Source organism: Burkholderia sp. BC1 (assembly GCF_052683555.1).
The window spans coordinates 188,588-201,383 of sequence record NZ_JBQYLP010000003.1 but is presented as its reverse complement, the minus strand read 5'-3'; the positions used below and the strand labels follow the sequence as shown (position 1 = coordinate 201,383).

Below are 12,796 nucleotides of genomic sequence, written 5' to 3'. Positions count from 1 at the left end.
AGCCATCTCGCCTGCAACTTCGGAAGTTGGTCCATTGATCAGCGTTTCCCTTAATCGACAATTAATCGATTTAGAATGCCTTCTCGAACTTCCGGTGCCCAATTAGCAGCGGTGGTTAAATAAAGGAGCCGGCCCTTGATCTGGCTTCCATTTTCTTTTCCTCGCCTCTCGCATTGCCAACAGGAGCGTGTCCGATGTCTGTATTTGCCCCCGAAAAACTCGTTGCCGATTATCAATCCGGTGTCGCCGCCTGGTTTGCGATTGCCCGCCCGGCGATCCGCGGTTTCGAGGCCGTCGTCGAACTGAATCTGCAGGCGACCAAGACGGCGCTCGCGGAATACGAGGACAAGCTGAAGGACGCGCTCAACACGACGAACCCGATCGCGGGCTTCGCGCAGCGCGTCGCCGCGCCGCAGGAAGCGGCCGGCAAGGCGGTCGCGTACGGCCGCCATCTGTTCGACATCGCGGTGTCGACGCAGGTCGAATGGACGAAGGTCGCGCATGAACAATACGAACAGGCCGACCTTCGGATGAAGGACGTGATCGGCGAACTGACCAAGCATGCACCGGCCGGTTCGGCACCGGTCGTGGCCGTGCTGAATTCGGCGCTGTCCGCAGCGAGCGCGGCCGCGGAGTCGGTGCGCGCCGCCGCCGGGCAGGCGATGGAGGCCGCCCAGAGCAGCTTCGAGACGGCCGGCGAGACGGCCGCCCGCACCGGCAAGCAGGTTGCCGCGACCGCTCGCAAGGAAGCGAGCGGGCGCGAAACGGCGGCCTGAGCCCGCGTCGCGCGTTCGCGCGACGCAACCGAAACGGCGCCGGACGATTGAAGCCCCGCGTGTGCCACGCGGGTGCCAACCGTCCGGCTGCCTCAATGACGCTGGCGCACGGCGCGACCGTGCCGGGAATCGCGCGCGCTCGCGCTGCGGTGTGTCGGCGCGCATCCGTACGTGGCGTATCGCGACGCGAGGCGGCGAGCGTGTGCAGTTTGCATCGTTCGCCGATCGCTCGTGCCGGCGCCGGACCAAACGATTTGATGCAGGGATTGAACATGACGGACGTAGTAATCGTATCGGCCGCGCGGACCGCGGTCGGCAAATTCGGCGGCGCGCTGGCGAAGGTGGCGGCGCCCGAACTGGGCGCGACGGTGATCCGCGCGGTGCTGGAGCGCGCGGGCGTGAAGCCGGACCAGGTCAGCGAAGTGATCATGGGGCAGGTGCTGACCGCGGGTTCGGGCCAGAATCCGGCACGCCAGTCGCTGATCAAGGCCGGATTGCCGAGCGCGGTGCCGGGGATGACGATCAACAAGGTGTGCGGCTCGGGGCTGAAGGCCGTGATGCTGGCTGCGAACGCGATCGTCGCGGGCGACGCGGAGATCGTCGTGGCGGGCGGGCAGGAGAACATGAGCGCGGCGCCGCACGTGCTGCCGGGCTCGCGCGACGGGTTCCGGATGGGCGACGCGAAGCTGGTCGACACGATGATCGTCGACGGCCTGTGGGACGTGTACAACCAGTACCACATGGGCATCACGGCGGAGAACGTCGCGAAGGAATACGGCATCACGCGCGAAGAGCAGGACGCGTTCGCGGCGCTGTCGCAGAACAAGGCCGAAGCGGCGCAGAAGGCGGGGCGCTTCAATGACGAGATCGTGCCGGTGTCGATTCCGCAGCGCAAGGGCGAGCCGCTGCAGTTCGCGACCGACGAGTTCGTGCGTCACGGCGTGACGGCGGAGTCGCTCGCGGGGCTGAAGCCGGCGTTCGCGAAGGACGGCACGGTGACGGCGGCCAACGCGTCGGGCATCAACGACGGCGCGGCGGCGGTGCTCGTGATGTCGGCGCAGAAGGCCCAGGCGCTGGGCCTGACGCCGCTCGCGCGGATCAAGGCGTATGCGAACGCGGGCGTGGATCCGAGCGTGATGGGGATGGGCCCGGTGCCGGCGTCGCGTCGATGCCTGGAGCGTGCGGGCTGGACGCCGGGCGATCTGGATCTGATGGAGATCAACGAGGCGTTTGCGGCGCAGGCGCTGGCGGTGCACAAGCAGATGGGCTGGGACACGTCGAAGGTGAACGTGAACGGCGGGGCGATCGCGATCGGTCACCCGATCGGCGCATCGGGCTGCCGGATCCTGGTGACGCTGCTGCACGAGATGGTCAAGCGCGATGCGAAGCGCGGACTCGCGTCGCTCTGCATCGGCGGCGGGATGGGCGTCGCGCTGGCGGTCGAACGAGATTAGCAGGAGACCAGGCGCCGTCCTGCGTGCGCGGCGCGATAGCGCGTCGCGAATGCAGGCAACGGCTTCGCGCGTCTGACCAATACAGAACAACAGGCGCGCATTCCGGCGCGCCCGCCGCCCGATCATCGGGCGGCGGCGTGCCGAGGCGGCGGGCGGCGGCGTGTGCCACGTCGCGGTCCCGCCTCATCGATTACTTTTTTTGTTGGTAAATAATAGGATGACTAAGCGAATTGCAGTTGTGACAGGTGGGATGGGCGGTCTCGGCGAGGCGATCAGCATCAGGTTGCACGAAGCGGGCCACCGCGTTGTCGTCACGTATTCGCCGAACAACACGGGCGCGGATCGCTGGCTGACCGAAATGCAGGCGGCCGGCCGCGAGTTCGACGCCTATCCCGTCGACGTGGCCGATCACGACTCGTGCCAGCAATGCGTCGAGAAGATCGTGCGCGACGTCGGCCCGATCGACATCCTGGTGAACAACGCGGGCATCACGCGCGACATGACGTTGCGCAAGCTCGACAAGGTCAACTGGGACGCAGTGATCCGCACGAACCTCGACTCGGTGTTCAACATGACGAAGCCGATCTGCGAAGGGATGATCGAGCGCGGCTGGGGACGCATCGTCAACATCTCGTCGGTCAACGGTTCGAAGGGATCGGTCGGCCAGACCAACTATGCGGCCGCGAAGGCCGGCATGCACGGCTTCACGAAGTCGCTCGCGCTCGAAGTCGCGCGCAAGGGCGTGACCGTCAACACGGTCTCGCCCGGCTATCTCGCGACGAAGATGGTGATGGCGATCCCGCAGGACATCCTCGACACGAAGGTCCTCCCGCAGATTCCGGCCGGGCGGCTCGGCAAGCCCGAGGAAGTCGCGGCGCTCGTCGCGTATCTGTGCTCGGAGGAAGCGGGCTTCGTGACGGGGTCGAACATCGCGATCAACGGCGGCCAGCACATGCACTGACGCATAACGGCCCGCCGCGCGGGCCGCGTTCGTGCTGTATCCCGTGCCGGCGCCGTTCGTCGGCGCCGGCGTCGTGTTCCGGAGGACGCATGAGTGAAACCTGGATGGGACTCGCGATCGGCGGATCGGCGCTGACCGTCGCGCTGACGGTCGCGATCGCACTTCACTGGCTCGAGCGGCGCCGTGCGCGGCGGCTGCGGGACTTCGATCATCACGACTGCTGGCTCGTCGCGTACGGCAAATGCATCGTGCGCCGGCCGGCCACGCGCGTGCGGCGCGGGCGCGCACCGGCCGCGATCGCGCGATTGACGACGCGCTCGTCACCAATCGCCCCGTTCGTTTCACGCGATCGGTAAGGAAAACGTCATTTGACGTAAACGTCTGGTAATTTTTGCCCGGATTCTGCACAATCGCCGGTCCCAATTACAACGAACGAGGGATCCGGGATGCAATTGAACAAAGCGGTGGCGGCGTGCGGCGTCGCGTTTTTGCTGAGCGCGTGCGGCGGAGTACAGAATCTCGACGCGAACGGCCTGACGTCGGCCGGCACGAACCTGTTCAAGGCCGCCACGCTGTCGGACGCGGACATCGCCGCGCTGTCGAACGACGCGTGCAAGGCGAGCGACGCCGAATCGAAGATCGCCGCGCCGAACAGCGCGTACGCGAAGCGCCTGGCGAAGGTGATGAAGGGCTTCGGCGACATGACGCTGAACGGCCGCAAGATTGACTACAAGGTCTACCAGACGAAGGACGTCAACGCGTGGGCGATGGGCAACGGCTGCGTGCGCGTGTACAGCGGCCTGATGGACATGATGAACGACGACGAGCTGCGCGGCGTCATCGGCCATGAAATGGGCCACGTCGCCCTCGGTCATTCGAAGAAGGCGATGCAGGCGGCCTACGCGGTCAGCGCGGCGCGCAGCGCGGCCGGCGCGGCATCGCCGGGCGTCGCGGCGCTGACGAGCTCGCAGCTCGGCGACATCACCGAGAAGTTCATCAACGCGCAGTTCTCGCAATCGCAGGAAAGCGCGGCCGACGACTATTCGTTCGATCTGCTGAAGCAGAAGGGGATGAGCCAGAAGGGCCTCGTCACCGCGTTCCAGAAGCTCGCGCAGCTCGACGGCGGCAAGAGCTCGATGCTGAGCTCGCATCCGTCGTCGGCGAGCCGTGCGCAGCATATCGAGCAGCGCATCGCGAAGGGCAACTGATCGATCGCAGTCGCGCGCCGGCCGCATGCGTGCCGGCACAGCGATCATGCGCACACCCCGCGTTCTCCGGAACGCGGGGTTTTCTTTTTGGCCGCGGGCCACCGCCAGCACGCCGCGGACGGTGCGCCCGCGCGCCGTCGCCTCGCGGCACCGGGCGTGCGACATTGACCGCTTCGCCGGGCGCCCACTAGAATCGGCCGAAACCGCCCGTCAGCCGCGCGCCGCGGCGAGTGCGACCCATTGATCAGCCCGTCGAGGAAGCTCGTGCTCATCTCCCTTATCCGGCGCGCACCGGCCGCCGGTTCGCCCGTCGGTGCATCGCCGGCCGTCCGTTGCGTGCGCACGCGCATCGCGCGTCTGCTGACCTTGTTCGCGCTGCTGCCGCTCGTCGCTGCATGCGCGACGCATCCGCCTGCCACTTCGCTCGAACGTACGGTGTCGCACGCGCTGCCGCAGAGCACCGCGACGCCGCTGCGCGACGCGCTCGTCGCGCCGGAGGCCGCGCATCCGGGCCAGTCGGGCTTCCGGCTCCTCGCCGACGGCGCCGAGGCGCTGCAGATGCGCATCGCGCTCGCGCGCGCGGCGACGAAGACGCTCGACATGCAGTACTACATCGCGACCGAGGACACGACCGGCAAGCTGCTGCTCGGCGCGGCGCTCTACGCGGCCGACCGCGGCGTGCGCGTGCGGATGCTCGTCGACGATCTGAACTTCCACGACATCGACCGCGTGATGGCCGCGCTGAACACGCACGACAACATCGAGATCCGCGTGTTCAATCCGTTCGGCGCGTCGCGGCAGGGCGTCATGCAGCGCACGACCGACTTCCTCACGCGCATCGACAGCTTCACGCGCCGCATGCACAACAAGGCGATGATCGCCGACAACCAGATCGCGATCGTCGGCGGCCGCAACCTCGGCGACGAGTATTTCAGCGCGAGCGCGACGCTGCAGTTCCGCGATCTCGACGTGCTCGCGGCCGGCCCCGTGACCGGCGACATCTCGCACAGCTTCGACACGTACTGGGCGAGCGCGAGCAGCTATCCGCTGCGCGTGCTGAATCACCAGACGTTCAAGCCGAAGGAGCTCGACGCGATGCGCGACGAGCTGCGCGAGCACTGGCGCAAGAACGCCGATCCATACAACGCGAAGCCGCTGAACGCGACGCCGCTGTCGCAGCAGATCGCGCGCGACGAGCTCGGGCTCGTATGGGCGCCGGCCGAGTTCAAGGTCGACGCGCCGGACAAGATCGCGCGGCCGAACGATCAGTATGTGAGCCCGCCGATGCAGCGTCTCGTCGAACTCACGCGCGCCGCGCAGCAGGAATTCCTCGCGTTCTCGCCGTACTTCGTGCCGCACGATGCGGGCGTGAAGATTCTCGGCGATACGGCCGCGCGCGGCGTACGCGTCGCGATCCTGACGAATTCGCTCGCCGCGACCGACGCGGTGGCCGTGCAGGCCGGCTACGCGCCGTATCGCGTGCCGCTGCTGCAGCGCGGCATCGAGCTGTACGAGTTCAAGGCGCAGCCGGATCAGCCGCGGGCGCGCCTGTTCGGCTCGCGTTCACGCGCGAGCCTGCATGCGAAGGCGTACGTGATCGACCGCAAGATCCTCGTGATCGGCTCGCTGAATCTCGATCCGCGCTCCGCACATCTGAACACCGAACTGGCGCTCGTGATCCACAGCCCGGCGCTCGCGCAGCAGACCGCCGCACTGTTCACGCGCGCGACGCAGCCGGACGAAAGCTACCGCGTGACGCTCGTGAAATCGGCCGGCGGCGGGCCGCCGTCGCTCGAATGGACGGGCGTCGACAACGGGCAGCCGAGCACCTATCACATCGATCCGCACGCAGGGCTGCTGCGCAACATCATGACGGGCATCTTCACGCTGCTGCCGGTCGACGACCAGCTTTAAAGGGGCGCGAGCGTGTCGGCGAAAACCGCGATACCGGCGCGCGGCAATCGGTGCTATGGTTGTGTGCGCAACGATACGGGCGCCGCGGCGGCGGCCTCGTTCGACAGCCGCGAAGCCGCACGCGCGGCGCTCGCGCATGCAACCGGAGCTTCCCATGCAACGTGTACCGAACCAGCCGTTTACGCGTCCCGCCCGTTTCTCCGAAGCCGAATGGCAAGCGCGCGTGCAGCTCGCGGCCGCTTACCGGATCTTCGATCATCTCGGCTGGACCGAGCTGATCTACAACCATATCTCGCTGCGCGTGCCGGGCGAGGACGGCCATTTCCTGATCAATCCGTTCGGGCTCCATTACCGCGAGGTCTGCGCGTCGAATCTCGTGAAGATCGACATCGACGGCAACGTGATCGGGCATTCGGACTGGCCGATCAATCCGGCCGGCTTCACGTTCCACGCGGCGATCCATGCGGCGCTGCCCGACGCGCATTGCGTGATGCACGTGCATACGACGCCGACGATGGCCGTGTGCTGCTCGCGCGACGGCCTGTCGTTCTCGAATTTCTATTCGGCGCAGCTGTACGGAAAGATCGCGTATCACGACTTCGAAGGGATCACCGTGCATCTCGACGAGGGGCGCCGGATCGTCGAGAGCGCGGGCGGGCGGCCCGTGCTGCTGCTGCGCAATCATGGCCCCGTGACGATCGGCGCGACGCTCGCGCAGACGTTTTCGCTGATGTGGCTGCTCAACCGCGCGTGCGAGGTGCAGATCGCGACGCATGCAATCGGCGACGCGCTGCCGATCGCGCCGCCGGTGCTCGAAGCCTGCGTGCGCGACTCGCTGAATTTCGATCCGAGGCACGGCGCGGGGCAGGATGCGTTCGACGCGCTGCAGCGCATCGTCGATCGGATCGATCCCGGCTACCGCGCGTAGGCTCAGCGCGGCGCTCAGAAACGGTAGCCGAGGCCGGCCTGGATCACGTCGGTGTCGCGGTTGTAGCGCGTGACCACGCGGTTCCAGGTCAGGCGCGTGAGCCAGCGGTCCGACAGGCGGTAGCTCGCGGAGATCGAGACGATTCCCGACAGGCGGCCGTCGCCGGGCCCCGGCTGACCGTCGCGGTTGCGCTGGTTGACCGTGAGGTACGCGCCCGCGCCGGCCGCCAGCGTGACCTTGTCGTTCAGAAACGCGCGCGTGAGCCACAGTTGCGACGCGATCCCGTTGCGGCGGATCGCCTGCTTCGCGCCTTCGTACATCCACGTCGCGGTCCAGTCGACCGTGCGCGTGAGGCCGCGCCGGTATTCGAGACTGCCGCCGAGCGATGACGGCGAAGAACGGCTGTTCAGGATCGTTTCGCCGAGCATCGCGGTGATCTCGTTGTTCGTGACCTTGCGCGTGCGCGGCAGCGCGGTGTCGCGCGGGCCCGGCGTGTCGGGTGCATCGAGTTGATAGCCGACGCCGAACATCACCGACGTCGTGTCGGGGCCGCTGAACACCTGCGCACGATTGAGCTGAAGCTGCGCAATCCAGCGATGCGACGTGTAGTACGCGGCGCGCACGCTCATCAGCACGCCCCAGCCGTGCGAGTTCGAATAGCCGCGTCCGGCGGCGGCCGGCACCGTATCGAAGTAGCGATAGGGACCGACGCCGGCGGACAGCACGAAGCGCCGATCCTCGAGCGGCACGCGGCCCCAGAACTGGATCGCCTGGCCGTCGCGGTGATGGTCGGGAATGTGGCCTTCGTTGTACCACGTGAAGCCGAGCGCGGTATGCGGGCTCAGTCCTTCCTGATAGTCGAACGCCCACGCGTACGAGCGGTTGCCGGCGCCCCATAGCGAGCCGGCGAACAGCGAGAATTCCTGCGCATCGGCAGGCGCGCCGTAGAGCGCGGCGACGGAACAGAGGCCTGCCAGCATCGGGCGGACACGGACAGATCGGTGCGGGAGGGACATCGGGAGACGGGCCGGCACGGTTCTTTCAGGTCACGACGACAACGCGCCATTGTCCCGCGCGACGCGCCGCATGTCGACGCGGCTTTGCACAACAGGCTATTACCGATCGTGACGACGACCGTCTGCGAGCGCGCGCACAGTATCGTTCCGGTCTTTGGTGCGGCGGCCGTGCACGCGGCGTGCGCTGTGCGATTCGGCATACGTTTCAGGTCACATGAAACGGCCCGCTGCGCAGACGTCCGCGCGGCGACGCGATGACGAAAAAAAACGCGGCCGGGCGGCCGCGTGAATACTCGCAGACTCCTTCGGACGAAGGAAACAAGCAACTGTGGAACGAAGTGTAGCGAAAGGCCGCGTGCGGATTCAGGTGCGGCGCTGCAAAGGTCTGTTCCTCGTTGCGGCAGGCTCGCACCGCGTCGCGCCGAGACGGCTGCCGAATCGTCGGCAATCGACTACCATCACGGAGCGCCGCGGCCGCGCGGTGCGCAACGTCGTTCGAGGAGGTTCCATGCCGAAGCTGCGTTTGCTCCAGGTCGCGTTACTCGCGGGCGCGTTCGTCGCCGGCGGCGCGGCTGCCGAAACGGTGCGTCTGTCCGCCAATCTCCAGCCGTCGAGCGAGGTGCCGCCGACGACGAGCCACGGCTCGGGCACGGTCGACGCGCGCTACGACACGGTGTCCCATACGCTGCGCTGGACGGTCACCTACGCGAACCTGACGGGCCCCGCGACGGCCGCCCACTTTCACGGGCCGGCGCCGGTCGGGCAGAACGCGGGCGTGCAGGTGCCGATTCCGAAGGACGCGCTCGCGAGCCCGATCAAGGGTTCGGCCGAGCTCACCGACGCGCAGGTCACCGACCTGATGGGCGGCAAATGGTATTTCAACGTTCATACGAGCGCGCATCCGTCGGGCGAGATCCGCGGGCAGATGCTGCCGGCGAACTGAGCGCCGCCGTTTGATATAGAGCCTCCTGTCCAGCGACGCGCGAACGATCGCACGTACCATCGTCACACTACGATTGCGGAGTGTGTCCGATGAGTTGGCAAAGCAGAGTCGCGTGCTGGTTGTTGCGCTGGCAGTTCCGTCCCGAGACGCTGCGCCCGGTGCTCGACCCGGCCCGCGCGCGGCGTTTCACCGATCTGCGGATGCGGACGATCGTGCCGCGCCGTGCGCCGTCCGGCTATCGGCTGCGCGAATGCTACGGCGCCGGCGATGCGCCGCTGCGCGGCGAATGGCTCGAGCGCGCGGACGTGCCGGCCGGTCGCGCGACGGGGCCGACGCTGCTGTACTTCCACGGCGGCGGTTACTACTTCTGTTCGACGAAGACGCATCGCGCGCTCGTGTTCGGGCTGACGAAGCGGGCGCGCGTGCGTTCGTTCTCGCTCGACTATCGGCTCGCGCCCGAGAACCGCTTTCCGGCCGCGCTCGACGATGCGCTCGCCGCATACCGTCGGCTGGTTGCGCTCGGCACGCGGCCCGAGTCGATCGTGCTCGGCGGCGATTCGGCCGGCGGCGGCCTCGCGCTCGCGACGCTCGTCGCGCTGCGCGATGCAGGCGAACCGCTGCCGGCCGGCGCGATCCTGTTTTCGCCGTGGACCGACCTCGCGGGCAGCGGCGACACGCTGCGCACGCACGACGGCATCGACCCGATGTTCGCCGGCGCGGCGCTGCCGAAGGCCGCGAAGCTCTATCTCGGCGATACGCCCGCGACGCATCCGTACGCATCGCCGCTCTACGCGGATTTCTCGGGCTTGCCGCCGCTCTACATCCAGGTCGGCAGTACCGAGGTGCTGCTCGACGACTCGCGCCGCGTCGCCGACAAGGCGAGGGCCGCCGGCGTGCCGGTCGAGATCGAGATCTGGCCCGGCATGCCGCACGTGTGGCAGCTGTACACGCCGATGCTGCCGGAGTCGCGCCAGGCGCTCGATCGCGCGGCCGCGTTCCTGCGTCGCGTGGCGGTCGAGCGCGCGGTTCAGCGCGTCGGCGAGCCGTCGATCGCCTGATAGGCGGCCTGCACGGCCTCGGTCCCGTACTTGCGTTCGAGCCGGCGCACGGTGAAGTGGCCGTGCGCCATCTGCTGGAAGTGATCGATGAACAGCGTGTTGACGGTCGCGCCGAGCACCGCGCCGATCGCCGGCACCGATTTCGCGGCCATCTGCTCGGTCACCTGAACCGAAAAGCGCGACGCGACGGCCTGCACGAGCTTGAACACGGCCGCCGAGCTATGCGCGGCGAGCCCCTTCGTCGCGATGTCCTGCGACGCCTTCGAGATCGCCTGCGCGAGCGCGCCGCGCAGCACGAAGTAGCCGAGATCGGCGTCTTCGGCGTCCTTGTCCGGATTGCCGCCCATTCCGAGCACCGCGAGGCACTGCAGCTGCGTATCGACGGACGTCAGGTCCTCGCCCTCGCTGCGTGCGATGTCGCAGACCGAGCGGAAGATCAGCGTGGTCGTCACCGGCAGTTCGACCGGCAGCGCGAGAAAGCCGAACGCGCCGCCCGCCGCGCCCGTCGTCGCGACCGCGAGCTTGTGCAGCAGGTTGCTCGGCTTGTCGGGCTCGGCGTCCGGCGCCGGCGGCTTGCCGAGCGTGCGCAGCGCGATGTTCAGACATTTGCGCAGCGCGAGCTGCGTCGCGTCGTTGATCTTGCCGGTCGCGAAATCCGGCAATCTGGCGATCATCTTCTCGACCGGCGCGCCGAGCACGCCGGTCAGCTTCATCGTCAGCGACGGACTTTCCAGCACCTGTTTCGCGCGCCGCAGCGCGTCGCGATCCTGCGGTGAGAGCGGCGCCGCGTCGGGCGTGATTGAAATCGGTTCCATCATTCTCCTTGGCGGCCGGCGGAAGGGCGACCGTCGTCGGCCTAGGGTACTCCTGCGTGCTACAATTTCGAGATTGTTTGACCCGTCAAACGTTGCACCAACAAAAAATGGCCGTCCATACTGCCGCCCACCATTCGAGCGGGCAAGTCCTGCCGTTTCGCGAGTCGCTGCTGGCGATGCTCGGAATCTCGTTCGTCACGATGCTGGTCGCACTCGACCAGACCGTCGTCGGCACCGCGCTGCCGACCATCGTCGCCGAACTCAGAGGGTTCGACCTCTATGCGTGGGTCGCCACCTCGTATCTGCTCAGTTCCGTGATCACCGTGCCGATCTTCGGCCGCCTCGGCGACTACTACGGCCGCAAGCCGTTCGTCATCGCGTCGATCGTCGTGTTCACCGGCGCCTCCGTGCTGTGCGGCATGGCCAACGACATGCTCTACCTCGTGCTCGCGCGCGGGCTGCAGGGCATCGGCGGCGGGATGCTGGTCGGCACCGCGTTCGCATGCATTCCGGACTTGTTTCCCGATTCCGTCGTGCGGCTGCGCTGGCAGGTGCTGATGAGCTCCGCATTCGGGATCGCGAACGCGGTCGGGCCGTCGCTCGGCGGCGTGCTGACGCAGACCTTCGGCTGGCGCTCGGTGTTCTACGTGAATCTGCCGGTCGGCCTGCTGTCACTGGTCTTCGTGTGGCGCTACCTGCCGCATCTGCGCCAGGTCGAGCACGAGAGCAAGATGCGGCTCGACTGGCCCGGCGCGCTGCTGATCGCGGCGTCGCTCGGCGCGCTGCAGCTGTTCGTCGAATGGCTGCCGAAATACGGAATCGCGAGCTGGGCGACGCTGCTGCTCGTCGTCGCGGTGGCGGCCGGTGCGGGCCTCTGGCATTGGGAAAAGCGCTGCGCGCAGCCGATTTTGCCGTTCGACATGTTCGCGAACCGTGCGTTGTCGGCGCTGTTCGTGCTCGCCATCCTCGCGGGCTTCGCGATGTTCTCGCTGCTGTTCTATGCGCCGCTGCTGTTCCAGGGCGGATTCGGGATGTCGCCGAAGGAGGCGGGGCTCGTGATCACGCCGCTCGTCGTGTTCATCACGATCGGCAGCATCATGAACGGGCGCGTCGTCACGCGCATCCGCCAGCCGAACGCGATGCTGCACGTCGGCTTCGTGCTGTTCGCGATCGCGTGCGCGGGCATCGTCGTCTCGACGCACACCACGCCGACGTGGGTGCTGATGGCGCTGATGGTGGCCGGCGGCATCGGCCTCGGTTTCGTGCTGCCGAACCTCACTGTATTCGCGCAGCAGACGGCCGGCCGCCAGCATCTCGGGATCGCGACCGCGCTGCTGCAGTCGCTGCGCATGGTCGGCGGGATGATCGGCACGGCGCTGACGGGCACGCTCGTCAACCAGATGTATTCGAGCGGCGTGCACGATGCGCTCGCCGCCGATCACGCGCTGCAGTGGCATGCGCGGCTCGCCGATCCGCAGATCCTGATCGATCGCGCCGCGCAGGGCGGGCTGGTCGCGGAACTGACGCGCGCCGGGCATAATGGCGCGCTGCTGCTGGAAGCGGCCCGCGAATCGCTCGTCGGTGCGATTCATCTGGGCGTCGCGATGGCGGCCGTCGTCGCCGTGTATTCGGTGTGGCAGTGCCGCCGCGTGCCGCCCATCGCGTTGCGGCGCAAGATCGAGCCGCATGTCGCGGCCGATTGACCGATTGACCGATTGACCGG

At 67.6% G+C, this 12,796-nt stretch carries 11 protein-coding genes and 1 pseudogene; 10 read left to right on the top strand and 2 right to left on the bottom strand.

Annotation, left to right across the window (positions count from 1 at the left end; all coding sequences use genetic code 11):
* Positions 1–194: 194 nt before the first annotated feature.
* From phaP to ACSHSS_RS03140, 7 genes and pseudogenes are all read left to right on the top strand, one after another.
* Positions 195–776, top strand: coding sequence for a TIGR01841 family phasin (phaP, locus tag ACSHSS_RS03170; protein ID WP_006398274.1), 582 nt, complete (start codon positions 195–197; stop codon positions 774–776).
* 272 nt (positions 777–1,048) lie between these two features.
* On the top strand, positions 1,049–2,230 hold the full coding sequence (locus ACSHSS_RS03165; protein ID WP_445544564.1) for an acetyl-CoA C-acetyltransferase: 1,182 nt from the start codon (positions 1,049–1,051) through the stop codon (positions 2,228–2,230).
* Positions 2,231–2,447: 217 nt separating this feature from the next.
* The gene (phbB, locus tag ACSHSS_RS03160; protein ID WP_045594263.1) at positions 2,448–3,191 is read left to right on the top strand and encodes an acetoacetyl-CoA reductase; all 744 of its coding nucleotides are present in this window, start codon (positions 2,448–2,450) and stop codon (positions 3,189–3,191) included.
* 89 nt (positions 3,192–3,280) lie between these two features.
* A pseudogene (locus ACSHSS_RS03155) lies at positions 3,281–3,475 on the top strand (hypothetical protein); the annotation flags it as partial.
* A 162-nt stretch (positions 3,476–3,637) separates the two neighbouring features.
* On the top strand, positions 3,638–4,399 hold the full coding sequence (locus ACSHSS_RS03150; RefSeq protein ID WP_261511919.1) for a M48 family metalloprotease: 762 nt from the start codon (positions 3,638–3,640) through the stop codon (positions 4,397–4,399).
* A 264-nt stretch (positions 4,400–4,663) separates the two neighbouring features.
* Positions 4,664–6,313 (top strand): phospholipase D family protein, encoded by a 1,650-nt coding sequence (locus tag ACSHSS_RS03145; RefSeq protein WP_155819564.1) that lies wholly within the window; start codon positions 4,664–4,666, stop codon positions 6,311–6,313.
* Between the two features lie 154 nt (positions 6,314–6,467).
* Positions 6,468–7,241: a class II aldolase/adducin family protein gene (locus tag ACSHSS_RS03140; RefSeq protein WP_059843974.1), complete on the top strand. Its 774-nt coding sequence runs from the start codon at positions 6,468–6,470 to the stop codon at positions 7,239–7,241.
* Between the two features lie 14 nt (positions 7,242–7,255).
* On the opposite strand, the gene ACSHSS_RS03135 is transcribed toward ACSHSS_RS03140, so the two are convergent.
* Positions 7,256–8,257 carry a hypothetical protein gene (locus ACSHSS_RS03135; protein WP_060040681.1) on the bottom strand — a complete coding sequence of 334 codons (1,002 nt, stop codon included), beginning with the start codon at positions 8,255–8,257 and terminating at the stop codon, positions 7,256–7,258.
* 508 nt (positions 8,258–8,765) lie between these two features.
* Between ACSHSS_RS03135 and ACSHSS_RS03130 the strand changes: the two genes are divergently transcribed.
* Together ACSHSS_RS03130 and ACSHSS_RS03125 are read left to right on the top strand one after the other, a co-directional pair.
* On the top strand, positions 8,766–9,200 hold the full coding sequence (locus tag ACSHSS_RS03130; RefSeq protein WP_006406584.1) for a CHRD domain-containing protein: 435 nt from the start codon (positions 8,766–8,768) through the stop codon (positions 9,198–9,200).
* 89 nt (positions 9,201–9,289) lie between these two features.
* The gene (locus ACSHSS_RS03125; RefSeq protein ID WP_261511926.1) at positions 9,290–10,258 is read left to right on the top strand and encodes an alpha/beta hydrolase; all 969 of its coding nucleotides are present in this window, start codon (positions 9,290–9,292) and stop codon (positions 10,256–10,258) included.
* Here the strand turns inward: ACSHSS_RS03125 and ACSHSS_RS03120 are convergent.
* Positions 10,228–11,073: an EcsC family protein gene (locus ACSHSS_RS03120; protein WP_039220067.1), complete on the bottom strand. Its 846-nt coding sequence runs from the start codon at positions 11,071–11,073 to the stop codon at positions 10,228–10,230. The genes ACSHSS_RS03125 and ACSHSS_RS03120 overlap by 31 nt on opposite strands.
* Positions 11,074–11,180: 107 nt before the next feature.
* Here ACSHSS_RS03120 and ACSHSS_RS03115 point away from each other — a divergent pair, with 107 nt between their 5' ends.
* Positions 11,181–12,776 carry an MDR family MFS transporter gene (locus ACSHSS_RS03115; protein WP_006398287.1) on the top strand — a complete coding sequence of 532 codons (1,596 nt, stop codon included), beginning with the start codon at positions 11,181–11,183 and terminating at the stop codon, positions 12,774–12,776.
* Positions 12,777–12,796 lie beyond the last annotated feature (20 nt).